The organism is Serratia entomophila (assembly GCF_021462285.1).
GTDB lineage: Bacteria > Pseudomonadota > Gammaproteobacteria > Enterobacterales > Enterobacteriaceae > Serratia > Serratia entomophila.
The window spans coordinates 4,154,514-4,179,451 of sequence record NZ_CP082787.1 but is presented as its reverse complement, the minus strand read 5'-3'; the positions used below and the strand labels follow the sequence as shown (position 1 = coordinate 4,179,451).

At 58.5% G+C, this 24,938-nt stretch carries 18 protein-coding genes; 13 read left to right on the top strand and 5 right to left on the bottom strand.

What is annotated here, in order from left to right:
- The first annotated feature begins 176 nt into the window (after positions 1 to 176).
- From KHA73_RS20155 to KHA73_RS20145, 3 genes are read left to right on the top strand one after another with little or no spacing between them, the layout of a single operon-like run.
- On the top strand, positions 177 to 2,966 hold the full coding sequence (locus tag KHA73_RS20155) for a xanthine dehydrogenase family protein molybdopterin-binding subunit (RefSeq protein ID WP_234586264.1): 2,790 nt from the start codon (positions 177 to 179) through the stop codon (positions 2,964 to 2,966).
- Positions 2,963 to 3,514, top strand: coding sequence for a (2Fe-2S)-binding protein (locus KHA73_RS20150; RefSeq protein ID WP_234586263.1), 552 nt, complete (start codon positions 2,963 to 2,965; stop codon positions 3,512 to 3,514). The genes KHA73_RS20155 and KHA73_RS20150 overlap by 4 nt, the downstream gene beginning before the upstream one ends.
- Positions 3,511 to 4,746, top strand: a complete 1,236-nt coding sequence (locus KHA73_RS20145) for a cytochrome c (protein ID WP_234586261.1) — start codon at positions 3,511 to 3,513, stop codon at positions 4,744 to 4,746. Before KHA73_RS20150 ends, KHA73_RS20145 begins: the two co-directional genes overlap by 4 nt.
- 62 nt (positions 4,747 to 4,808) lie before the next feature.
- Here KHA73_RS20145 and KHA73_RS20140 read toward each other — a convergent pair whose 3' ends face one another.
- Positions 4,809 to 6,185, bottom strand: a complete 1,377-nt coding sequence (locus KHA73_RS20140) for an amino acid permease (RefSeq protein WP_234586260.1) — start codon at positions 6,183 to 6,185, stop codon at positions 4,809 to 4,811.
- A 631-nt stretch (positions 6,186 to 6,816) separates the two neighbouring features.
- Between KHA73_RS20140 and pdhR the strand changes: the two genes are divergently transcribed.
- From pdhR to yacL, 6 genes are all read left to right on the top strand, one after another.
- On the top strand, positions 6,817 to 7,581 hold the full coding sequence (gene pdhR, locus KHA73_RS20135) for a pyruvate dehydrogenase complex transcriptional repressor PdhR (protein ID WP_004937490.1): 765 nt from the start codon (positions 6,817 to 6,819) through the stop codon (positions 7,579 to 7,581).
- Between the two features lie 165 nt (positions 7,582 to 7,746).
- Positions 7,747 to 10,410: a pyruvate dehydrogenase (acetyl-transferring), homodimeric type gene (gene aceE / locus KHA73_RS20130; RefSeq protein ID WP_234586258.1), complete on the top strand. Its 2,664-nt coding sequence runs from the start codon at positions 7,747 to 7,749 to the stop codon at positions 10,408 to 10,410.
- A 13-nt stretch (positions 10,411 to 10,423) separates the two neighbouring features.
- Positions 10,424 to 12,289, top strand: coding sequence for a pyruvate dehydrogenase complex dihydrolipoyllysine-residue acetyltransferase (gene aceF / locus KHA73_RS20125; protein WP_234586256.1), 1,866 nt, complete (start codon positions 10,424 to 10,426; stop codon positions 12,287 to 12,289).
- A gap of 234 nt (positions 12,290 to 12,523) precedes the next feature.
- Complete coding sequence (gene lpdA / locus KHA73_RS20120) at positions 12,524 to 13,948, top strand: dihydrolipoyl dehydrogenase (protein WP_234586255.1); 1,425 nt, start codon at positions 12,524 to 12,526, stop codon at positions 13,946 to 13,948.
- A gap of 462 nt (positions 13,949 to 14,410) precedes the next feature.
- Positions 14,411 to 17,008 carry a bifunctional aconitate hydratase 2/2-methylisocitrate dehydratase gene (acnB, locus tag KHA73_RS20115; RefSeq protein WP_234586254.1) on the top strand — a complete coding sequence of 866 codons (2,598 nt, stop codon included), beginning with the start codon at positions 14,411 to 14,413 and terminating at the stop codon, positions 17,006 to 17,008.
- 206 nt (positions 17,009 to 17,214) lie between these two features.
- Positions 17,215 to 17,577, top strand: coding sequence for a protein YacL (gene yacL, locus KHA73_RS20110; protein WP_234586253.1), 363 nt, complete (start codon positions 17,215 to 17,217; stop codon positions 17,575 to 17,577).
- Between the two features lie 34 nt (positions 17,578 to 17,611).
- On the opposite strand, the gene speD is transcribed toward yacL, so the two are convergent.
- The 3 genes from speD to KHA73_RS20095 form a co-directional block, all read right to left on the bottom strand.
- A complete protein-coding gene (speD, locus tag KHA73_RS20105; protein ID WP_234586252.1) occupies positions 17,612 to 18,406 on the bottom strand; it encodes an adenosylmethionine decarboxylase in 795 nt (264 codons plus the stop codon).
- Between the two features lie 120 nt (positions 18,407 to 18,526).
- The gene (speE, locus tag KHA73_RS20100; RefSeq protein WP_234586251.1) at positions 18,527 to 19,387 is read right to left on the bottom strand and encodes a polyamine aminopropyltransferase; all 861 of its coding nucleotides are present in this window, start codon (positions 19,385 to 19,387) and stop codon (positions 18,527 to 18,529) included.
- Positions 19,388 to 19,512: 125 nt separating this feature from the next.
- Positions 19,513 to 19,860, bottom strand: a complete 348-nt coding sequence (locus KHA73_RS20095) for a YacC family pilotin-like protein (protein WP_234591337.1) — start codon at positions 19,858 to 19,860, stop codon at positions 19,513 to 19,515.
- 171 nt (positions 19,861 to 20,031) lie between these two features.
- Here KHA73_RS20095 and cueO point away from each other — a divergent pair, with 171 nt between their 5' ends.
- Together cueO and hpt are read left to right on the top strand one after the other, a co-directional pair.
- A complete protein-coding gene (gene cueO, locus KHA73_RS20090) occupies positions 20,032 to 21,663 on the top strand; it encodes a multicopper oxidase CueO (RefSeq protein WP_234586250.1) in 1,632 nt (543 codons plus the stop codon).
- Positions 21,664 to 21,762: 99 nt separating this feature from the next.
- Entirely contained in the window at positions 21,763 to 22,299 is a 537-nt protein-coding gene (gene hpt, locus KHA73_RS20085; RefSeq protein ID WP_234586244.1) for a hypoxanthine phosphoribosyltransferase, read from the top strand.
- Positions 22,300 to 22,336: 37 nt separating this feature from the next.
- On the opposite strand, the gene can is transcribed toward hpt, so the two are convergent.
- Positions 22,337 to 22,993 carry a carbonate dehydratase gene (gene can / locus KHA73_RS20080; protein WP_234586243.1) on the bottom strand — a complete coding sequence of 219 codons (657 nt, stop codon included), beginning with the start codon at positions 22,991 to 22,993 and terminating at the stop codon, positions 22,337 to 22,339.
- 211 nt (positions 22,994 to 23,204) lie between these two features.
- Here can and KHA73_RS20075 point away from each other — a divergent pair, with 211 nt between their 5' ends.
- Both KHA73_RS20075 and KHA73_RS20070 read left to right on the top strand, forming a co-directional pair.
- On the top strand, positions 23,205 to 24,128 hold the full coding sequence (locus KHA73_RS20075; protein ID WP_234586241.1) for an ABC transporter ATP-binding protein: 924 nt from the start codon (positions 23,205 to 23,207) through the stop codon (positions 24,126 to 24,128).
- A complete protein-coding gene (locus KHA73_RS20070) occupies positions 24,125 to 24,895 on the top strand; it encodes an ABC transporter permease (protein ID WP_061798622.1) in 771 nt (256 codons plus the stop codon). Before KHA73_RS20075 ends, KHA73_RS20070 begins: the two co-directional genes overlap by 4 nt.
- Positions 24,896 to 24,938: the final 43 nt, after the last annotated feature.

Here is a 24,938-nt window from a genome sequence, read left to right as displayed (position 1 = left end):
TATTAGCATACAAATTATATGTGTTTTTGATATGTTTTTTTGTTGAAAACGAAGTGTTAATCATCACATAATTTTGGTTATAAGCATATGCTTATAGCGTCTACGGCAAGGTCGTCAGCGTTTGCGCAACAACACCGCTGCACATAAAACTACAATAAAGATGTGAAGGACTTTTTATGAGCAATTTCAACCCATCGCGGCGCCGCTTTATTAAAAGCGCCGTGATAGCGGGGGTATCCGTCTACCTCGCTCCGTTATACAGCCGCGCCTACGCCGCGCTGTTCGAAGAAAAGATCCTCCAGTCGCCGAATTGGGATCCGCACGCCAAACGGGTGCGTTTTCGCATCGACGGCCGCGCCAAGGTGATGGGGCAAAAGGTCTTCGCCCGCGATATTCGCGCGGTGGATATGCCGCACTGGCCGCAAAAACAGGCGCATGCCTTTATCCTGCGCGTCACCAAGGCCGATCGGCTGTTTGAGGGCGTCGATCTGTCGCTGCTGGGGGATGATCTGCAGCCGGACCGATTGGTGACGGCAGAGGATCTGGCGCGCGACGGGCTGGCCTTCCCGGCGTTTTACGGCGACGACATGCTGCTGCCCAGCGGCAAAACCCCGGCCTATCTCGGCCAGGCGGTGGCGATCCTGATTTACCATGATTTCGCCCGTTTCCGTTTCGCCAAAGACCGGCTGAAGTTTCGTGAAGAAACTGTCAAATACGGCGCCGTCACCGGCCCGCTGGAGCGCGACCCCTGGGGCAGCTTCCGCTATGTGCGGGTGGGCGGCGAGCAGCCGTTCGACGAAGATCGCTTCTCCAGCCTGAAAGATACTCCGATTTTCCCGGTGTCGATGAAAAAGCACCTGCCGGTATGGCCGGAGGGCCGCGAGGGGGGCAAGTTGGATCAGGAAGGCATGCATTATGCCGGCATGATCGCCGCCGAACTGGAGACGCCGCCGGCCGACTGGCTGGTGATGTCGCGGCGCTACACCACGCAGTCCATCGACACCTCGGCGCTGGAGCCGGATAACGCCAACGGCTGGTTCGACGCCGCGACGCAAACGCTGCATCTGGTGGTGCCGACCCAGTCGCCGCAGGAGGTGGCCGACGAGATGCCGCGCATGCTGGCCAAGCGCAATCCGCCGGTGAAACAATTGATCCTGCACCCGTGCTACACCGTCGGCTACGGTTCGAAAGATCACTACAACTTCCCGTATTACGGCGCGGTGGCGGCGATGTACGGCGACGGCCATCCGGTGCGGTTGGCCAATGACCGCTTCGAGCAGTTCCAGACCGCGTTGAAACGCCATGCTTTCGACATGAGCTACCGCATTGCGGTCAACCGCCAGACTGGCGTGCTGCAGTCGTTCCACGGCGAGATGACCGCCGACGGCGGCGGCCGCAGCAATTTTACCCCTTCGGTGGTGATGGTCGGCGCTACCGCCGCCCAGTCGATTTATTACTTCCCGAAAAGCGATCTTTCTTCGGTGGGGCTGGCCTCGCGGGCGATCGACGCCGGTTCGGCGCGCGGCTACGGCACGCTGCAGAGCATGGCCGCCACCGAGATGATGGTGGACGAACTGGCCGCCGAGCTGAAGATTGACCCGATCGCGTTCCGCCTGCGCAACGTGCTGAAATCGGGCATGAAAAACACCCAGGGAGCGATCCCGGCTGGTGCCATTCGCGCCGACGAGGTGCTGGAGAAGGCGGCGCAGCATGAAATGTGGCTTAAGCGCGCCGAACGCAAGGCCGAGTTTGAAAGCCGGCACCCGGGCAAACGCTACGGCGTCGGCTTCGGCTGCGTGCAGAAAGACTTCGGCACCGGCGCAGAGACCTCCTTCGCCCGCGTCGAGCTGAGCGAAGAGGGGCGCATCGTGTTGCACCACAGCGGCGCGGAAATGGGCACCGGCATGTCGACCTCGCAGTCGGTGCTGTGCGCGCAGTGGCTGGGCAAACCGGCGGACGAGGCGCATTTCTCGGTGACCGACTGGTCGGTGTTGCCGATGGTCACCAGCGGCGATCCCTACCTGATGTCGCAGGCCGAACAGGACAGGCTGCAAACCGACCCCAACTGGACGCCGAGCTATTGCTCGCCGTCCAGCGCCAGCAACTCGGCCTATTACTTCTCGCACAGCACCCGCGAAGCGGCGCGCCTGATCTTCGATCGCGGTCTGTGGCCGGCGGCGATGGCGCTGTGGCAGGCCGGTATCGGCGGTGGCCAGGCGGCGCCGCTGGTGGTGCGGCGCGAAGATGCGCGCTGGGTGGAAGGTGGGCTGACGGCGGCGGGCATGTCGGTGCTCAGCCTGGAACTGTTGGCGAAAAAGGCCTATCAGATGGGCGGCGTCACCGGTGCGGCGGTACACGTATTTAACCGCTGGCAGTGGGCGGAGGCCGATTTCACCCTCAACGGTCAGGCGGAGCGCCTGCCGATCGACGGGTTGGCGCTGCGCAACGCCGGCGGCGAGTTCACCACCCAGGCGCGCGCGCAGGTTTATTATCCGCCGACCCAGCGTAACAACGCGGCGGTGACCTACTACAGCGCCGTCGGCACGCTGGCGGAAGTGGCGGTGGATATCGCCACCGGCCAGGTAGAATTGCTGAACCACCACTCGATTATGGAATGCGGCAATATGATCGTGCCGGAGCTGGTCTCCGGCCAACTGCAGGGCGGCCTGGCGATGGGCATTGGCCATGCGCTGCACGAATATTTACCGCTGTACGAAGACGGGCCGGGCAACGGCACCTGGAACTTCAACCGTTACCACCTGCCGCGCGCCAGCGACGTGGCGGTGTGGAAACAGACCGGTGACATCCTGCCTGCGCTGTCGGAAACCGATCCGCCGAAAGGCATGGCCGAGGTGGTGATGATCCCGGTAGTGGCCGCGCTGGTCAACGCCATCGCCGACGCCACCGGCCACCGTTTCCGTGATTTGCCCGTTCGTGCAGAAAATATTCGTGAGGTATTGCAATGAGCATTAAAACCCAGCCGATTTCCCTGACCGTCAACGATAAGCAGTATGGCCCTATCGAGGTGCCGGAAGGGCTGATGATGATCGATTTCCTGCACGAATATCTCGACCTGACCGGTTCGCGGCTCGGTTGCGGGCAGGGTATCTGTCACGCCTGCGTGGCGATTGTCGATCACCCGAGCGGCACCAGCGAAGAGGTGCGCACCTGCATTACCGGCGCCCACTTCTTCAGCGGCAAGCAGGTGCGCACCGTTGAAGGGCATGCGAAGGTGGATGAGCAGGGCGAGGTGGTGCTTTCACCCATTCAGCAGGCTTTTCTGGAGCACTACAGCTTCCAGTGCGGTTACTGCACGCCGGGCTTCGTCAACGCCGCCACCATTTTCGTCGAGAAGCTCAAGCGGGAGCCGATTGCCCGTGAGCAGCTGGAAAGCGCCATCGAACGGGCGCTGGACAGCCATATTTGCCGCTGTACCGGCTATGTGCGCTACTACGAAGCGGTGCGCGACGTGGTGTTGAAGACGCCGGGCCTGCTGAAGGAGACGACGCAATGAAAAAACGTCTCGCACTGTTGATCCTGCTGGTGGCGATAGTGGTCATTGCGCTGCTGTGGTGGCGGGAAAACCGCCGCTATGACGGCCCGGTGCAGCAGGTGACCGCCGGCGCCGAACAGATAGCCCGCGGCCGCTATCTGGCGCAGGCCGCCGACTGCGCCGCCTGCCACACCGCCAGCGGCGGCGCGCCTTTGGCGGGGGGCTATCCGCTGGATACGCCGTTCGGCACCATTTACGGCAGCAACCTGACGCCTTCGGCCGACCACGGCATTGGCCGCTGGACCAAAGACGATTTCTTCCTGGCCCTGACCCAGGGCGTGGCGCCGGGCGGCCGCCATCTGTACCCGGCGATGCCTTACACCTCGTATAAGGGGATATCCCGCCAGGACGCTGATGATATCTACGCCTATCTGATGACGCGCCCGGCGGTCGACGTTGCCGTGCCGGAAAACGCCATGCCGTTCCCGTTCAACCAGCGTATGGCGCTGATTGGCTGGAACCTGTTGTTCCGCAATCAGGAGCCTTTGCCGGCCAGTTCGCAGGGGGCTTCGGCACAGTGGCAACGTGGCCGTTATCTGGCGGATACGCTGGGGCACTGCGGCGAATGCCATACGCCGCGCGGCATGCTGGGGCAAATGGATCTCGGCAAGCCGATGCAGGGGGGGGATCTCGGGCGCTTTATGGCGCCGGACATCACGCCGCACGGCCTGGCGCAGCGCGGCTGGACGCCGCAGGACGTCGGCCGTTTCCTCAGCACCGGCATCGCGCCGCAGGGCTCCGCCTTCAGCGAAATGCACATGGTGGTGGATCTCAGCACCCGTAACCTGACGCCGGAAGACAGCCAGGCGCTGGCCACCTATCTGATGGGTGACGAACCGCCGGCTGCAGTGCCGGTGAAAGCGGGGCAGGGTAGCGACGCCGGCCGCATGAGCTATCTGGACCAGTGTTCCGGCTGCCATGCGCGAGAAGGCGAGGGCAAACCGCACGTGGCGGTGGCGATGCGCGATAACGCGACGCTGCGCCAGCCGGACGGCAAGAACCTGATCGTCTCGGTACTGGACGGGTTGCCGGCCCAGCAGTTCCCCAACGGCGAAAGCATGCAGAGCATGCCGGCCTTCGGCGAGCGGCTGGACGATGCGCAGGTGGCGGAGCTGGTGAACTATCTGCGGGTTACCTGGGGCGGCCTGCCGGCGGACATCACCGCTGAGCAGGTAAAAGCGCTGCGCAAATAAGCTGCGTTCAGGCGAAAAAAATGGCCCGCAAATGCGGGCCATTTTATTTTGGCGTTACGGCATCAGCGGCTGGTGGCGCCGGCGATGCGTTGGCTGCGCTGCTTGACGGCGTAGCCGATGGCCAGCACCGCCACCCATACCGGGATCAGCAGCACCGAGATTTGAATCCCCGGCGTCAGGTACATGATCACCAGGATGCCGGCCATAAACAGCAGGCACAGGTAGTTGCTGAACGGGTACCAGAAGGCCTTGAACTTCGGCTCTACGCCCTCGCGGTTCTTGGCGGCGCGGAACTTCAGATGCGCCAGGCTGATCATCGCCCAGTTAATCACCAGCGCCGATACCACCAGCGCCATCAGCAGTTCGAAGGCGCGGCCCGGGATCAGGTAGTTGATCAGCACGCAGAATGCGGTGGCGAGGGCGGAGACGCCGATGGCGATGACCGGCACGCCGCGGCCGTCGACCTTCAGCAGGCTTTTCGGCCCGTTGCCCTGCTTCGCCAGGCCGTACAGCATGCGGCTGTTGCAGTAAACGCAGCTGTTATACACCGACAGCGCGGCGGTCAGCACCACGATATTCAGCACGGTCGCCACCAGGTTGCTGTTCAGCGCATGGAAGATCAGCACGAACGGGCTGCCGCCTTCGACCACTTTGCCCCACGGATACAGCGACAGCAGGATAGTCAGCGAGCCGATATAGAACAGCAGGATGCGGTAGATAACCTGGTTGGTGGCTTTGGGGATGCTTTTTTGCGGGTTGTCGGCTTCTGCGGCGGTGATGCCCACCAGTTCGAGGCCGCCAAACGAGAACATGATCACCGCCATCGCCATCACCAGGCCCATGATGCCGTTCGGGAAGAACCCGCCCTGCGCCCACAGGTTGGTGACGGTGGCTTCCGGGCCGCCCAGGCCGCTGAACAACAGGTAGGCGCCGAAGACAATCATACCGATGATCGCCACCACCTTGATGATGGCGAACCAGAACTCCATCTCACCGTAGACCTTCACGTTGGCCAGGTTGATGGCGTTGATCGCCAGGAAGAACACCGCGGCGGAGACCCAGGTCGGGATCTCCGGCCACCAGTACTGCACGTAAATGCCGACCGCGGTCAGTTCCGCCATCGCCACCAGCACGTACAGCACCCAGTAGTTCCAGCCGGAAGCGAAGCCGGCGAAGTTGCCCCAATATTTGTAGGCGAAGTGGCTGAAGGAACCGGCGACCGGCTCTTCCACCACCATTTCGCCCAGCTGGCGCATGATCAAAAACGCGATGAAACCGCCAATGGCATAGCCGAGAATGACCGACGGGCCGGCCATTTTTATTGTTTGAGCGATACCGAGGAATAGCCCGGTACCTATTGCGCCACCTAAGGCAATAAGCTGAATATGCCGGTTTTTCAGGCCGCGTTTCAGCTGGTCGCCATGCTGTTGACCATCCATCAATGAAACCCTCTGTCGTTGCGAATGACTCACATGCTGTAAAGCAGTGGTTACGATGTGTGTTTTGTTTTATTTACGGCGTTGTAGCTATTAATTCCACGGAGCCGCTACCGTTCGGCAAAGAATAATGTTATGCGCGTCAGTTTGCACCTGCTTTGTCGTGTGAGTGATTAAGATTTCAGCAGTTTAGGAAACAAAATGCGGGTTGTGTGACGGCAAAGGGGATTCAGTGCATGAAATAAGCAACAAATCACATAATGCGCAAAAATAACGTAGATAAGACCTTTTTCCCGCGCTTAAATAGTAAACAGCTCGTTCCATCGTCGTTCGCGAAATAGCCATTCATAAAAGCTTAATAATCATGCAATAAAACGCAGGCAAAAAGTTTGCACTCTGCCTGATGTAAGGTTTGGTAAAAGTTAAATCAAAAGCCCGGCGCGTAAAGGGTATTACTAGCCCGGCGTTACCGGCTTGCGGCGGGCGTTTAGTCAGGGTGTTAAAATGTGCGGGTAAGCTGATTTCGATCAAGGCCCATATGGACAGGAGGTGAATACTTTGTTACTTTACCGTCACGTTTTTGAAATTGGTATTACCAATTGACTCCGCGCCATTCGCAGAGATGAATTCACCCATGGCCTACAGCAAAATCCGCCAACCCAAGTTGTCAGACGTTATCGAGCAGCAGCTCGAATACCTGATCCTCGAGGGAACGCTGCGTCCAGGCGAAAAGCTGCCTCCGGAGCGCGAGCTGGCGAAACAATTTGATGTTTCCCGCCCTTCTCTGAGAGAGGCCATTCAGCGCCTGGAAGCCAAAGGGCTGCTCCTGCGCCGTCAGGGCGGCGGCACCTTTGTGCAAACTAATCTGTGGCAGAGCTTCAGCGATCCGCTGGCTGAACTGCTGGCCGACCATCCCGAATCACAATTCGATCTGCTGGAAACCCGTCACGCGCTGGAAGGCATTGCCGCCTATTACGCGGCGCTGCGCGGCACCGATGAAGATCTGGCGCGCATCCGCGATTGCCACATTGTGATTCAGCAGGCCCAGGACAGCGGCGATCTCGACGCCGAAGCCGACGCGGTCATGCAGTACCAAATCGCCGTGACCGAAGCCGCCCACAACGTTGTGTTGCTGCACCTGCTACGCTGCATGGGGCCGATGCTGGAACAGAACGTGCGTCAGAACTTTGAATTGCTCTACTCGCGCCGTGAGATGTTGGCAAAAGTGAGCAGCCACCGCGCCGGGATTTTTGAGGCGATTGTGGCACGCGAGCCGGAAAAGGCCCGTGAAGCCTCGCACCGCCACTTGGCGTTTATCGAGGAAATCTTGCTGGATCTCAGCCGGGAGCATACCCGGCGCGAGAGATCGCTACGGCGTCTCCAGCAACGCAAGGATTAAGAGCCTGGCTCTTCAGGGCACACCAGCCTGTGGAGTTTTGGTTCGAGGTACTTAGTTAAGTACCTAAGCGGCAACTAAACTGATGGGCCTGTCTTCGTGTGTTTTTTCATAGAGCACAGGAAGACAGGCTCCAAACAAACCATTAGACAGATAAGGAATACCACCATGTCAGAACGTTTAAACAATGACGTGGATCCGATCGAAACCCGCGACTGGCTGCAGGCGATCGAATCGGTCATCCGTGAAGAGGGTGTTGAACGAGCTCAGTTTCTGATTGATCAGGTATTGGGTGAAGCTCGCAAAGGCGGCGTTAACGTTGCGGCCGGCGCTGCGGCTCACAACTACGTCAACACCATCGCGGTGGAAGATGAACCTGCTTACCCGGGTAATCTGGATCTGGAACGTCGCATTCGCTCAGCTATCCGCTGGAACGCGATCATGACCGTTCTGCGTGCTTCCAAGAAAGACCTGGAGCTGGGCGGCCACATGGCTTCCTTCCAGTCTTCCGCGACCTTCTATGAAGTCTGCTTTAACCACTTCTTCCGCGCACGCAACGAGCAAGACGGCGGCGACCTGGTTTACTTCCAGGGCCACATCTCTCCGGGCGTTTACGCGCGTGCCTTCCTTGAAGGCCGCCTGACCGAAGAACAAATGAACAACTTCCGTCAGGAAGTTCACGGCAAAGGCCTGTCCTCTTACCCGCATCCAAAACTGATGCCGGAATTCTGGCAGTTCCCGACCGTCTCCATGGGCCTGGGCCCAATCAGCGCCATCTACCAGGCCAAGTTCCTGAAGTACCTGGAACACCGCGGTCTGAAGAACACCTCTGAGCAAACCGTTTACGCCTTCCTGGGCGACGGCGAGATGGATGAGCCTGAATCCAAAGGCGCCATCACCATCGCGACCCGCGAGAAGCTGGACAACCTGGTGTTCGTCATCAACTGCAACCTGCAGCGCCTGGACGGCCCGGTCACCGGCAACGGCAAGATCATCAACGAACTGGAAGGCATCTTCTCCGGCGCAGGCTGGCAGGTGCTGAAAGTGATCTGGGGCGGCCGTTGGGATGAGCTGCTGCGCAAAGACACCAGCGGTAAACTGGTTCAGCTGATGAACGAGACCCTGGACGGCGACTACCAGACCTTCAAATCCAAAGACGGCGCTTACGTGCGCGAGCACTTCTTCGGCCGTTACCCGGAAACCGCGGCGCTGGTCAAAGACATGACCGACGACGAAATCTGGGCGCTGAACCGTGGCGGTCACGATCCGAAGAAAGTCTTTGCCGCACTGAAAAAAGCGCAGGACACCAAAGGCAAACCAACCGTAATCCTGGCCCACACCATCAAAGGTTACGGCATGGGTGAAACTGCGGAAGGTAAAAACATCGCTCACCAGGTGAAGAAAATGAACATGGAAGGGGTTCACCACTTCCGCGATCGTTTCAACGTGCCGGTTGCCGATGCCGACATCGAAAAACTGCCGTACATCACCTTCGAGAAAGACTCCGAAGAGTACAAATACCTGCACGAACGTCGTCAGGCGCTGAAAGGCTACGTGCCTACCCGCCTGCCGGAGTTCACCCAGAAGCTGGAAATGCCGGCGCTGGAAGACTTCAGCTCACTGCTGGAAGAGCAGAACAAAGAGATCTCCACCACTATCGCCTTCGTGCGTGCCCTGAACGTGATGCTGAAGAACAAGTCGATCAAAGATCGCCTGGTGCCAATCATCGCCGACGAAGCGCGTACCTTCGGTATGGAAGGTCTGTTCCGTCAGATCGGCATCTACAGCCCTAACGGCCAGCAGTACACCCCGCAGGACCGTGAGCAGGTTGCCTACTACAAAGAAGACGAGAAAGGCCAGATCCTGCAGGAAGGCATCAACGAACTGGGCGCAGCCTCTTCATGGCTGGCCGCAGCGACGTCCTACAGCACCAACGATCTGCCGATGATCCCGTTCTACATCTACTACTCGATGTTCGGTTTCCAGCGTATCGGCGACCTGTGCTGGGCGGCGGGCGACCAACAGGCGCGCGGCTTCCTGATCGGCGGTACTTCAGGCCGTACCACCCTGAACGGTGAAGGTCTGCAGCACGAAGACGGCCACAGCCACATCCAGTCTCTGACTATCCCTAACTGTATCTCTTACGATCCGGCTTACGCATACGAAGTGGCGGTGATCATGCACGACGGTCTGGTGCGCATGTACGGCGACAACCCGGAAAACGTGTACTACTACCTGACCACGCTGAACGAAAACTACCACATGCCGGCGATGCCGCAGGGCGCAGAAGAAGGTATCCGCAAGGGTATCTACAAGCTGGAAACCCTGGAAGGCAGCAAAGGCAAGGTACAGCTGCTGGGCTCCGGCGCTATCCTGCGTCACGTGCGCGAAGCCGCGCAGATCCTGGCGAAAGACTACGGCGTGGGTTCCGACACCTACAGCGTGACTTCCTTCACCGAACTGGCGCGCGACGGCCAGGACTGCGAACGTTGGAACATGCTGCACCCAACCGAAGCGCCACGCGTGCCTTACATCGCTCAGGTGATGAACGACGCGCCGGCGGTAGCTTCTACCGACTACATGAAGCTGTTCGCAGAGCAGGTTCGTACTTATGTTCCAGCCAGCGATTATCGCGTACTGGGCACTGACGGCTTCGGTCGTTCAGACAGCCGCGAAAACCTGCGTCACCACTTCGAAGTCGATGCGTCTTACGTCGTGGTTGCAGCGCTGGGTGAATTGGCGAAACGCGGTGAAATCGAAGCTTCTGTGGTAGCTGATGCGATTAAGAAATTCGACATCAACCCAGAAAAAGTTAACCCGCGTCTGGCCTAAGAGGTACTGAATAATGTCTATCGAAATCAATGTACCGGACATCGGTGCAGACGAAGTAGAAATCACTGAAATTCTGGTGAAGGTTGGCGATAAGGTTGAAGTTGAACAATCGCTGATCACCGTGGAAGGCGACAAGGCTTCCATGGAAGTGCCATCCCCGCAGGCGGGCGTGGTGAAAGAGATCAAAGTGGCGGTCGGCGATAAAACCGAAACCGGCAAACTGATCATGATCTTCGAAGCTGAAGGTGCGGCTCAGGCTGCTCCGGCGGCCAAAGCGGAAGAAAAACCGGCGGCGGCTCCTGCCGCGCCGGCTGCCGCTGCAGCCAAAGACGTCGCAGTGCCGGACATCGGCGCCGACGAAGTCGAAGTGACCGAGATCCTGGTGAAAGTGGGCGACAAGGTGGAAGCCGAGCAGTCCCTGATCACCGTGGAAGGCGACAAGGCTTCGATGGAAGTGCCTGCGCCGTTCGCCGGCATCGTGAAAGAGATCAAGATCAACACCGGCGACAAAGTGAAAACCGGCTCCCCGATCATGGTATTCGAAGTGGCCGGCGCAGCTTCCGCTGCGGCCCCGGCTGCTGAGCCAGCGCCGGCTGCAGCGGCAAGCGCTGCGAAAGACGTGGCGGTGCCGGATATCGGCGGCGACGAAGTTGAAGTGACCGAAGTGATGGTGAAGGTCGGCGACAAAGTTGCCGCCGAGCAGTCGCTGATCACCGTTGAAGGTGACAAGGCTTCGATGGAAGTGCCGGCGCCGTTCGCGGGTACCGTGAAAGAGATCAAGATCAATACCGGCGACAAAGTGAAAACCGGTTCTCTGATCATGGTGTTCGAAGTGGAAGGCGCTGCGCCGGCCGCTGCCCCTGCTGCGCAAGCCGCACCGGCACCGGCCAAGCAGGAAGCCGCAGCCCCTGCACCGGCCGCCAAAGCCGAGAGCAAAGGCGAGTTCACCGAAAACGCCGCCTACGTGCACGCGACCCCGGTTATCCGCCGTCTGGCGCGCGAGTTCGGCGTAAACCTGGCGAAAGTGAAGGGCACCGGTCGTAAAGGCCGCATCCTGCGCGAAGACGTTCAGGCCTACGTGAAAGACGCGGTGAAACGCGCCGAAGCCGCTCCGGCCGCTGCCGGCGGCGGTCTGCCAGGCATGCTGCCATGGCCGAAAGTGGACTTCAGCAAGTTCGGCGAGATCGAAGAAGTCGAAATGGGCCGCATCCAGAAAATTTCTGGCGCCAACCTGAGCCGCAACTGGGTGATGATCCCGCACGTGACTCACTTCGACAAAACCGACATCACCGATCTGGAAGCTTTCCGCAAGCAGCAGAACGAAGAAGCCGCCAAGCGCAAGCTGGACGTGAAGTTCACCCCGGTGGTGTTCATCATGAAAGCCGTCGCCGCCGCGCTGGAGCAGATGCCGCGTTTCAACAGCTCGCTGTCCGAAGACGGCCAGAAGCTGACGCTGAAAAAATACATCAACATCGGCGTGGCGGTTGATACGCCAAACGGCCTGGTGGTTCCGGTATTCAAGGATGTGAACAAGAAGAGCATCACCGAACTGTCTCGCGAGCTGATGGCTATCTCCAAGAAAGCGCGCGACGGTAAGCTGACCGCCGGCGAAATGCAGGGCGGTTGCTTCACCATCTCTAGCCTTGGCGGTATCGGGACGACTCACTTCGCGCCGATCGTCAACGCGCCGGAAGTGGCTATCCTGGGCGTCTCCAAGTCTGCGATGGAGCCGGTGTGGAACGGCAAAGAGTTCGTGCCGCGCCTGATGATGCCGATGTCGCTCTCCTTCGACCACCGCGTTATCGACGGTGCAGACGGTGCGCGTTTCATCACCATCATCAACAATATGCTGTCTGACATCCGCCGTCTGGTGATGTAATGAATCAAGGGCGCAGTTATGCTGCGCCCTTATCGCTTCAGTAGCAGTTTTGTCGGGTTTTGCATGACTCGACAAAATTGTTGAGACACGGGTCACTCGAACACGCTTTGCAGATTATTAACAATTCTGTAAACTGCTCGCGGTGTAAGCGTCCCGGTGGATGAAGGGCGTTATGAGATCGATTAGCAATAAAAATGACGTCTGACCCGCCGGACAACTAATTAAGAGGTCATGATGAGTACTGAAATTAAAACTCAGGTCGTGGTACTTGGGGCGGGCCCGGCAGGTTACTCTGCTGCCTTTCGTTGCGCTGACTTAGGTCTTGAAACCGTTCTGGTTGAACGTTATTCCACTCTGGGCGGGGTTTGCCTGAACGTGGGATGTATCCCTTCCAAAGCACTGCTGCACGTTGCCAAAGTGATCGAAGAAGCCAAAGCGCTGGCCGAACACGGCATCGTTTTCGGCGAGCCGAAAACCGACATCGACAAAGTGCGCGTGTGGAAAGAAAAAGTCATCAATCAGCTGACCGGCGGTCTGGCTGGCATGGCTAAAGGCCGTAAAGTGAAAGTGGTCAACGGCCTGGGCAAGTTCACCGGCGCTAACACCCTGGTTGTTGAAGGCGAAAATGGTCCAACCACCATCAACTTCGATAACGCCATCATCGCTGCAGGTTCTCGTCCGATCCAACTGCCATTCATTCCTCATGAAGATCCACGCGTGTGGGACTCTACCGATGCGCTGGAGCTGAAAACCGTCCCAGAGCGTCTGCTGGTCATGGGCGGCGGCATCATCGGCCTGGAAATGGGCACCGTATACCATGCGCTGGGTTCACAGATCGACGTGGTCGAAATGTTCGATCAGGTTATCCCGGCTGCAGATAAAGACGTGGTGAAAGTCTTCACCAAACGCATCAGCAAGCAGTTCAACCTGATGCTGGAAACCAAAGTGACTGCGGTAGAAGCCAAAGAAGACGGCATCTACGTCACGATGGAAGGCAAAAAAGCCCCTGCCGAACCACAGCGTTACGATGCTGTGCTGGTGGCTATCGGCCGCGTGCCGAACGGCAAACTGCTGGATGCCGGCAAAGCCGGTGTTGAAGTTGACGAGCGCGGCTTCATCAACGTCGACAAACAGCTGCGCACCAACGTGCCGCACATCTTCGCTATCGGCGACATCGTCGGTCAGCCGATGCTGGCGCACAAAGGCGTGCACGAAGGCCACGTTGCCGCGGAAGTGATCGCCGGCATGAAGCACTACTTCGACCCGAAAGTGATCCCATCGATCGCTTACACCGAGCCGGAAGTTGCCTGGGTGGGTCTGACCGAGAAAGAAGCGAAAGAGAAAGGCATCAGCTACGAGACCTCCACCTTCCCGTGGGCGGCTTCAGGCCGTGCTATCGCTTCCGATTGTGCAGACGGCATGACCAAACTGATCTTCGACAAAGAAACTCACCGCATCATCGGTGGCGCGATTGTCGGCACCAACGGCGGCGAGCTGCTGGGTGAAATCGGTCTGGCCATCGAGATGGGCTGCGACGCGGAAGACATCGCGCTGACCATCCACGCTCACCCGACCCTGCACGAATCCGTGGGCCTGGCGGCAGAGATCTACGAAGGCAGCATCACTGACCTGCCTAACCCGAAAGCCAAGAAGAAGTAATTCTGCTGGTTTGACCGGTTAACAAGCGGCTCCTGAAAAGGGGCCGTTTTTTTATGCGCCGAGGGCAGTAAAAGGCCGCTCAATGGGGTGTCCTTTCCTCTCAAATTTTGATCTTCGCCCTCATAACCATTGCAAATGAATGGTTATTATGTTGTGCTCCTGGGGCGGGATTTTGGCGCTTCCCGCCGTCGGCATCAGGCCCAGGGCTGCCTGATTTACAGCCGATTACACTGCACTCAACGATTCAGCAAAGATTTAATGTTGCTTTTATGTGAACGAATTAACAACCGTTTCAAATCCTGATATGCTGGCTGAGCGGAACCGGGCACTGTACCTTACAGGCCAGGACATCGACAGCAGTGCCCCGTCAGGATAGATGGCATCAATATCACCGTGCGCTAAACCCGGTTTGCATATAAAACGCCAGGCACAATAAATGACAATGAGAGCGAGGAGAACGTCGTGCTAGAAGAATACCGTAAGCACGTAGCCGAGCGCGCTGCTGAGGGCATTGCCCCTAAGCCGCTAGACGCCACCCAAATGGCAGCGCTGGTCGAATTATTGAAGAATCCGCCAAAAGGCGAAGAAGAATTCCTGTTAGACCTGCTGATTAACCGTGTTCCACCAGGCGTCGACGAAGCCGCCTATGTCAAAGCAGGTTTCCTGGCGGCCATCGCCAAAGGTGAAGCGACATCCCCCCTGGTTACCCCCGAGAAAGCCATCGAACTGTTAGGCACCATGCAGGGCGGTTACAACATTCATCCGCTGATCGACGCGCTGGATAACGAAAAGCTGGCGCCGATCGCCGCCAAAGCGCTGTCTCATACCCTGCTGATGTTCGATAACTTCTACGACGTGGAAGAGAAAGCCAAGGCGGGCAACCCGCACGCCAAACAGATTATGCAGTCCTGGGCAGACGCCGAATGGTATCTGTCGCGCCCGCAGCTGGCGGAAAAAATCACCGTCACGGTATTTAAAGTCACCGGCGAAACCAACACCGATGACCTGTCGCCGGCGCCGGACGCCTGGTCGCGCCCGGATATTCCGCTGCACGCCCTGGCGATGCTGAAGAACGAACGCGAAGGCATCGTGCCGGATCAACCGGGCAGCGTTGGCCCGATCAAGCAGATTGAACTGCTGAACAAGAAAGGCTTCCCGCTGGCCTACGTCGGCGACGTGGTCGGCACCGGTTCTTCCCGTAAATCCGCCACCAACTCCGTGCTGTGGTTTATGGGCGACGACATCCCGCACGTGCCTAACAAACGCGGCGGCGGTGTGGTGCTGGGCGGCAAAATTGCGCCTATCTTCTTCAACACCATGGAAGATGCCGGTGCGCTGCCGATCGAAGTGGACGTTTCCGAGCTGAATATGGGCGACGTGATCGACGTTTACCCGTACAAAGGCGAAGTGCGCAACCACGAAACCGGCGCGCTGATCGCTAACTTCGAACTGAAAACCGACGTGCTGCTGGACGAAGTGCGCGCCGGCGGCCGTATTCCGCTGATTATCGGCCGTGGCCTGACCACCAAGGCGCGTGAAGCGCTGGGCCTGCCGCACAGCGAAGTGTTCCGCATCGCCAAGCCGGTCGCCGCCAGCAGCAAAGGCTTCTCGCTGGCGCAAAAAATGGTTGGCCGCGCCTGCGGCGTTGCCGGCGTTCGCCCGGGCGAATACTGCGAACCGAAGATGACCTCCGTGGGCTCCCAGGACACCACCGGCCCGATGACTCGCGACGAGCTGAAAGATCTGGCCTGTCTGGGCTTCTCCGCCGATCTGGTAATGCAGTCGTTCTGCCATACTGCCGCCTACCCGAAACCGGTCGACGTGACGACCCACCACACGCTGCCTGACTTTATCATGAACCGCGGCGGCGTTTCGCTGCGCCCGGGCGACGGCGTTATCCACTCGTGGCTGAACCGCATGCTGCTGCCGGATACCGTCGGCACCGGCGGCGACTCCCACACCCGCTTCCCGATCGGCATCTCCTTCCCGGCAGGTTCCGGCCTGGTGGCGTTCGCCGCGGCGACCGGCGTCATGCCGTTGGATATGCCTGAGTCGGTGCTGGTGCGCTTCAAAGGCAAAATGCAGCCGGGCATCACCCTGCGCGATCTGGTGCACGCCATCCCTTACTACGCGATCAAGCAGGGCCTGTTGACCGTCGAGAAGAAGGGCAAGAAAAACATCTTCTCCGGCCGCATTCTGGAGATCGAAGGTCTGCCTGAGCTGAAGGTCGAGCAGGCGTTTGAGCTGACCGACGCCTCCGCCGAGCGCTCCGCCGCCGGTTGCACCATCAAGCTGGACAAGGCGCCGATCGAAGAATACCTGAACTCCAACATCGTGCTGTTGAAGTGGATGATCTCCGAAGGCTACGGCGATCGCCGCACGCTGGAGCGCCGTATTCAGGGCATGGAAAAATGGCTGGCGGATCCGCAGCTGCTGGAAGGCGACGCGGATGCGGAATACGCTGCGGTGATCGACATCGATCTGGCGGAAATCACTCAGCCTATCCTGTGCGCGCCAAACGATCCGGACGATGCGCGTTTGCTGTCCGACGTGGCCAACAGCAAAATTGATGAGGTGTTCATCGGTTCTTGCATGACCAACATTGGCCACTTCCGCGCCGCCGGCAAGCTGCTGGATCAGCACAAGGGCCAGCTGCCGACCCGTCTGTGGGTGGCGCCGCCAACCAAGATGGATGCGGCTCAGCTGACCGAAGAAGGCTATTACAGCGTATTCGGCAAGAGCGGTGCGCGCATCGAGATCCCTGGCTGTTCACTGTGCATGGGGAACCAGGCGCGGGTAGCGGACGGCGCGACGGTGGTTTCCACCTCCACCCGTAACTTCCCGAACCGTCTGGGCACCGGCGCCAACGTCTATCTGGCTTCCGCTGAACTGGCGGCAGTGGCTTCGCTGCTGGGCCGTCTGCCGACGCCGGACGAGTATCAGACCTATATGGCGCAGGTCGACAAGACGGCGGCGGATACCTACCGCTACCTGAACTTCGACCAGTTGGGCCAGTACACTGAAAAAGCCGACGGCGTGATCTTCCAAACCGCCGTTTAAGCCGCATCGGCCAAAATCATTCGGACTGCGGCAAAGGCGGCCAACGCCGTTGCAATTCGAAGAATGATGGGTAATATTGCGCAACTGTTTAACGGGAGGCCTCGGCCTCCCGTTTTATTTTGCTCAGTTGCCAACTTTGCGAGCGCTCACTGAGTTAGTCACCCATTAATGTTTACACTAAGAAAAAGGGCTCAGGAGGGCACGCTATGGATTACGAATTTCTGCGTGACGTTACCGGTCAGGTGATCGTCAGATTTTCGATGGGGCATGAAGCGATCGGCCACTGGATCAACGAGGAACTCAAGGGCGACTTCAACCTGCTGGATCGCATCGAGGCGGGCGCGGCGGAGGTGAAGGGCAGCGAGCGCCAGTGGCAGCTGGAGGGCCATGAATATACCCTGTTGATGGATGGAGAAGAGGTAATGATCCGCGCCAATCAGCTGGAGTTCGAGGGCGACGAGATGGAGGAGGGGATGAATTACTATGACGAAGAAAGCCTCTCGTTCTGCGGCGTCGAGGATTTCCTGCTGGTGCTGAAGGCCTATCGTTCTTTCATGCTGAAGTACTGAGCGTAAGGGCGCGGCGTACCGCGCCCGTCACTCATCAAAGATGCGGAATATTACGGCCGTAATAGATTTCCTGCATCTCTTTCCACAGCAGATCGGTAATCTCCTGACGCTCGGTGGCGCTCAGCGCTTCCGGTTTGGCGTTGAACAGGTAATGCTGCAGATCGAAGTCCTTCAATAACATCTTGGTATGGAAGATGTTTTCCTGATAAACATTCACGTCCATCATGTGGTACAGCGATTTGATGTCGTCAGACATAAAGTTCTGGATCGAATTGATCTCATGATCGATGTAATGCTTCACGCCGTTCACGTCACGGGTAAAGCCGCGCACGCGGTAATCCATGGTAACGATGTCGGATTCCAGCTGGTGGATCAGATAATTCAGCGCTTTGAGCGGGGAAATCACGCCGCAGGTCGAAACTTCGATATCGGCGCGGAAGGTGCATAATCCGCCTTCCGGGTGGCTCTCTGGATAGGTGTGAACGCAGATGTGGCTCTTGTCCAGGTGCGCGACCACGGTGTTGGGCAGCGGGCCGGGGTGCTCCGAGGTATCGACGTCTTTCGGATCGACCGGTTCTTCGCTGACCAGGATAGTGACGCTGGCGCCCTGCGGCTCATAGTCCTGACGTGCGATGTTCAAAATGTTGGCGCCAATGATCGAGCAGGTTTCGCTCAGGATCTCGGTCAGGCGATTGGCGTTGTATTGTTCGTCAATGTAGGCGATATAGCCGTCGCGGTCGTCCGCGTTTTTGGCGTAACAAATATCGTAAATACAAAAACTCAGGCTTTTGGTCAGGTTGTTGAAGCCGTGCAGTTTTAGCTTATGCAATTTGGTTCACCTCCTTTATCTTCTCGCTTAACGTGAAACGTTCATTTCCGTCCTGCCTGAAGCTGCCTCCGCGTGGGGGGCAGAGCAGGCGCTGTTCAACAAAACCGCGGGTTTTGTTAATTATTTGGGATATAGGGCATTGAGCAAATACTGCGGCAGAGCAAAGCTGCCCGCATGAATTGCCGGGTTGTAATAACGGCAGTTTAAACCGCTTTGATTAAAACGCTGTTGCAGCTGGGCCAAATCGAGCCGGCGCAGGGCCGGGTTCTGGCTCGCCCAGGCGAAGGTCATGATGCCGCCGTAGTAGGTCGGGATGGCCGCCTGATAGAAGCTGACGTCGCTAAAGTATTGGCTCAGTTTGATGTGGCTGTTGACCGCTTCGTCCTGCTGCAGGAAGCAGACGCCGTTCTGCGCCACAAAGATGCCGCCTTCGTTCAGGCAACGTGCGCAGCCTTCATAGAATGCCGAGGTGAACAGGCTTTCGCCTGGGCCGATTGGGTCGGTGCAGTCGGAGATGATCACATCGAACTTTTCGGTGGTCTGATTAACGAAGTTGACGCCGTCGTCGATCACCAGCCTGAAGCGCGGATCGTCATAAGAACCGGCGTTGTGGTTGGGCAGGTACTGGCGGCAGAATTCCACCACCCCGGCGTCAATCTCAACCATGGTGATCTGTTCGACGTTTTGATGGCGGCTCACTTCGCGCAGCATGCCGCCGTCGCCGCCGCCGATGATCAGCACATTTTTCGCCTGGCCGTGCGCCAGCAACGGCACATGGGTCATCATCTCGTGGTAGATGAATTCGTCGCGTTCGGTGGTTTGCACCACGCCGTCGAGCGCCATCACGCGCCCCAGCACCGGGTTTTCAAAAATCACCAAATCCTGATGCTCGGTCTTCTCACGAAACAGCACCTTCTCCACCGAGAAGTACTGGCCGAAGTTGGCATGCAGCGTTTCATACCAAATTTCTTTCTGGGTCATGTGCGGGAAACTCCGTAATAACAGCCATGAAAAATTGGCGCAACATCATAGCTAACTCTGCCTGGTGATGCACGGCTGAATTTCAAACAGAGGTAGCGGCAGGCGGGGGGAAGGTAACGGCCCGATTAATTGGCGTAGGCCAGCAGGCTCAGTGAATCGCGCGCCAGCGCTTTGCATTTGGTCGGGGTTGGAATGGCGATACCGCTGAGATCGCGATAGCTGTCTTCGCCCAGCGCCTTCATGTTGTAGCTATTATAGTTGGTCAGATCCATGCGGTTTTGCTGGGCAAAATAAACGATGGCGCGTTTGATTTGCGCGTTGGGTAAATCGTTGTAGCCGCAATCATTTTTCAGATAAATAAATACCGCCGTCAGATCGGCCAGATCTTCCGCTTCGGATTCATTCAGCGCCAGACTGGCGTTAGAAAAACCCAGAGTACCCAGCAGCAGCATCAATAATGTTGTTTTTTTCATCATGAAAATAGACCTGTTTATCGTCAGCAGACGTTATCACACTTGTCTGTAAAGGCACCAAATTTTATTGCGCCTGGCTGGCAGAACGGGCAGTTAACGCTTGACCTTCCGCTAAGGGGAGGGTTTAGGCTGGCGGCGTTGAGTTATGTCACTGAGAAAAGGGAGTCAGCGATGTTACGCCGTGATTTTATTAAATTAACCGCCGCGCTGGGTGCGGCGAGCGCCTTGCCGCTATGGAGCCGCGCCGCCTGGGCGGCCGATCGGCCGGCTTTACCGATCCCGCCGCTGCTGGCGCCGGATGCGCAGGGAAAGATAGCGCTGGCGCTGCAGGCCGGTGAAACCCGCTGGCTGCCGTCCGCCTCGACCAACACCTGGGGCGTCAACGGCGCGCTGCTTGGGCCGGCGGTGCGTTTGCAGCGCGGCCAGGCGGTCAGGGTGGATATTAAAAACAGCCTGCCGGAGGCCAGCACCGTTCACTGGCACGGGCTGGAAATCCCCGGCGACGTCGACGGCGGCCCGCAGGCGTTGATCCAGCCCGGCGCCTCGCGCAGCGTTAACTTCACCATTAACCAGCCGGCGGCCACCTGCTGGTTCCATCCGCATACCCACGGCAAAACCGGCCACCAGGTCATGATGGGTCTGGCGGGTTTGGTGCTGCTGGAGGATGAAGAGAGCGGCAAGCTGCCGCTGCCGAAAACCTGGGGGCAGGACGATATTCCGGTGATCCTGCAGGACAAGCGGTTGGGTAAAGACGCGCAAATCGAGTACCAGCTAGACGTGATGAGCGCGGCGGTAGGTTGGTTTGGCGACCGAATGTTCACCAACGGCGCGCAGTATCCGCAGCATCCGGCGCCGCGCGGCTGGCTGCGTTTGCGCTTCCTCAACGGCTGCAACGCCCGTTCACTGACACTGGCCGCCAGCGATAATCGGCCATTATACGTTATCGCCAGCGACGGCGGTTTCCTGGCCGAGCCGGTGAAGCTGACAGCGTTGCCGATGCTGATGGGCGAGCGTTTCGAAGTGCTGGTAGACGCCTCTGACGGTAAACCGTTCGATATCGTCACCTTGCCGGTGAAGCAAATGGGCATGACGTTGGCGCCTTTCGACCAGCCGCTGCCGGTGCTGCGCATACAGCCTTCGCTGGCGCAGGGCGTTAAGACCATGCCGGACAGCCTGGTGAAGCTGCCTGCGCTACCGCCAGTCGCCGGTATTCAGGAACGCTGGCTGCAATTGATGATGGATCCGCAGTTGGACAAACTGGGCATGCAGGCGTTGATGGACCGCTATGGCCACCAGGCGATGGCCGGCATGAGCATGGATCACGGCGCAACGGGCAGCGGCGACGCGATGAAAGGCATGGACCATGGCAGCATGAAAGGCATGGATCACGGCAGTATGAAGGGCATGGACCACGGCAGCATGAAAGGCATGGATCACGGTGCGAAGCCGTTCGACTTCAGCCACGGCAATATGATTAACGGCAAGGCGTTCGATATGGCCAAGCCGGTGTTCGCCGCCAAACGCGGCCAGTACGAGAAATGGACCATTTCCGGTGAAGGCGACATGATGCTGCATCCGTTCCATATTCACGGCACCCAGTTCCGCATTCTGTCGGAAAACGGCAAGCCGCCGGCCGCTCACCGCAGCGGCTGGAAGGACACGGTGCGCGTCGAGGGATGGCGGAGCGAAGTGCTGGTGCGTTTCGATCATCTTGCCAGCGCCGAGCACGCCTATATGGCGCACTGCCACCTGCTGGAGCATGAGGATACCGGCATGATGCTGGGCTTTACCGTCAACGATTGATCGCGCTGCAAAGTGAAAAGTGGCGGCGCACTCGCGTCGCCACCGGCGGCTGGCTATGCTAAACTCTGCGCCCTTCTTCCGGCAACTGACCTGAAAACTATGAAACACACTGTAGACGTAATGATTTCCGAGCAGGAAGTTAAGACCCGTATCGCCGAACTTGGCCGCCAGATCACCGAACATTACCGCGACAGCGGCAGTGATATGGTGCTGGTCGGGCTGCTGCGCGGCTCCTTCATGTTCATGGCCGATCTGTGCCGCGCCATCGACGTGCCGCACGAGGTCGACTTTATGACCGCCTCCAGCTACGGCAGCGGCATGTCCACCACCCGTGATGTGAAGATCCTGAAAGATCTGGACGAAGACATCCGCGGTAAAGACGTGCTGATCGTCGAAGACATCATTGATTCCGGCAACACGCTGAATAAAGTGCGCGAGATCCTGGCGCTGCGCGGGCCGAAATCACTGGCGATCTGCACCCTGCTGGACAAGCCCGAGCGCCGCGAAGTGGAAGTGCCGGTTGAGTATGTCGGCTTCTCGATCCCGGACGAATTCGTGGTGGGGTATGGTATCGACTACGCCCAGCGCTATCGTCACCTGCCGTACGTCGGCAAAGTGGTGCTGCTGGACGAGTAATCTGCTGAGGGCGCGGCAGGCCGCGCCCGTCACGGGATTATAAGCCTTTATCCTGCTGCAGCGTGGCTATCGCTTTGCGGTAGCCCATCTCCAGGCTCTCGCGGCTGGTGGCGGTCACATCCAGGTCGCGCAGGCGGCCGTCTTGAATGCCGTATACCCAACCGTGGATCATCACTTTCTGCCCGCGCTTCCAGGCGGACTGCATGATGGTGGAATGGCCCAGGTTGTACACCTGCTCGATGACGTTGATCTCGCACAGCACGTCGAGGCGCTGTTCCGGTTCCAGCTCGCCCAGCAGCGAGCTGTGCTTGTACCACAGATCGCGAATGTGCAGCAGCCAGTTGTTGATCAGGCCCAGCTCCGGGTTTTCCACCGCGGCCTCTACGCCGCCGCAGCCCAGGTGGCCGCAGATGATGATATGTTCAACTTCCAGCACATCCACCGCATACTGCACCACGGACAGGCAGTTAAGATCGGTATGGATCACCAGGTTCGCCACGTTGCGGTGAACAAAGAGTTCGCCTGGCTCCAGGCCGGTCAAACGTTCTGCAGGGACGCGGCTGTCGGAACACCCTATCCATAAGAAGCGAGGCTTTTGCGCCTGTGATAAGCGTTCAAAAAAGTCCGGGTCTTCCTGGCTGATATTGGCCGACCATGCCTGGTTATTGGCGATAAGTTTTTCGATTTCTTTCATGGAGGTTATTGGCCTGTAACGAACAGATTGCGTTGGGGTAATATAGGGCAAGCATCACAATTTGGAAATCGGAACAGTGGTGTTGCCTCGTTTTCCGCACGGATTCGACTCAGTGAAAACGCCGCCGATGCTAGGATTATCTTTATTGTTTCACGTCAGGGCACGCAGAGGCACGGCGGCATACTCATCGTCATAAGGTACTCTTCTACATATGAATTATGCACTGGAATTAGCGCAATTAACCAAGACTTACGCCGGGGGCGTAAAGGCATTGCGCGGAATCGACCTGAGCGTCGAAGCGGGGGATTTTTATGCCCTGTTGGGGCCAAACGGCGCCGGGAAGTCCACCACCATCGGCATTATCAGTTCGCTGGTCAATAAAACCGGCGGTACGGTACGGGTGTTCGGCTACGACATCGACAAAGACATCGTTAACGCCAAGCGCCAGCTCGGGCTGGTGCCGCAGGAGTTCAACTTCAACCCGTTTGAAACCGTGTTGCAGATTGTGGTCAACCAGGCGGGCTACTACGGCGTCACGCGGCGCGAAGCGCTGGCGCGCGCGGAAAAATACCTCACCCAGCTGGATCTGTGGGGCAAACGCAACGAGCGCGCGCGCATGCTGTCCGGCGGCATGAAGCGCCGCCTGATGATCGCTCGCGCGCTGATGCATCAGCCGAAGCTGCTGATCCTCGACGAACCGACCGCCGGGGTGGATATCGAACTGCGCCGTTCGATGTGGGGCTTCCTGAAGGAGCTGAACGCGCAGGGCACCACCATCATTCTCACCACGCACTATCTGGAAGAGGCGGAAATGCTGTGCCGCAATATCGGCATCATCCAGAACGGCGAGCTGGTGGAAAACACCTCGATGAAAGGGCTGCTGTCCAAGCTGAAATCGGAAACCTTTATCCTCGATCTGGCGGCAAAAAGCCCGTTGCCGAAGCTGGACGGCTACCACAGCCGCCTGACCGACACTTCCACCCTGGAGGTGGAAGTGATGCGCGAACAGGGGCTGAACGGCCTGTTCGCCCAGCTGAGCGCGCAGGGCGTGCAGGTGCTGAGCATGCGCAACAAGGCCAACCGGCTGGAAGAGCTGTTCGTCACCCTGGTTAACGGCAATGGAGAAAAAGCATGACGCGTTTGTATTGGGTCGCCTTGCAGAGCATCTGGGCTAAAGAGGTCAACCGCTTCGCACGTATCTGGATCCAGACCCTGGTGCCGCCGGTTATCACCATGACGCTGTATTTCATCATCTTCGGCAACCTGATCGGTTCGCGCATCGGTGATATGCACGGTTTCAGCTATATGCAGTTTATCGTTCCCGGCCTGATTATGATGGCGGTGATCACCAACTCGTACGCCAACGTCGCTTCGTCGTTCTTCAGCGCCAAATTCCAGCGCAATATCGAAGAGTTGCTGGTGGCGCCGGTACCGACCCACGTGGTGATTGCCGGCTATGTCGGCGGCGGCGTGGCGCGCGGCATCTGCGTCGGGGTGCTGGTGACCGTTATCTCGCTGTTCTTCGTACCGCTGCAGGTGCATGCCTGGTGGGTGATTGCGCTGACGCTGCTGCTGACGGCGATCCTGTTCTCGCTGGCGGGGCTGATCAACGCGGTGTTCGCCACCACCTTCGACGACATCAGCCTGATCCCGACCTTCGTGCTGACGCCGCTGACCTATCTGGGCGGGGTGTTCTACTCGCTGACGCTGCTGCCGCCGTTCTGGCAGGCGGTGTCCAAGCTGAACCCGATCGTTTATATGATCAGCGGCTTCCGCTATGGCTTCCTCGGCATCAGCGACGTGCCGCTGGCGTTCACCATGGCGGTGCTGGTGGCGTTTATCGCGGTGTTCTATCTGCTGTCCTGGTACCTGATCGAGCGCGGCCGCGGCCTGCGCAGCTGATCGTAGCGCGCCTCCGCATCGGCTGCGGAGGCGCTTTTAACCC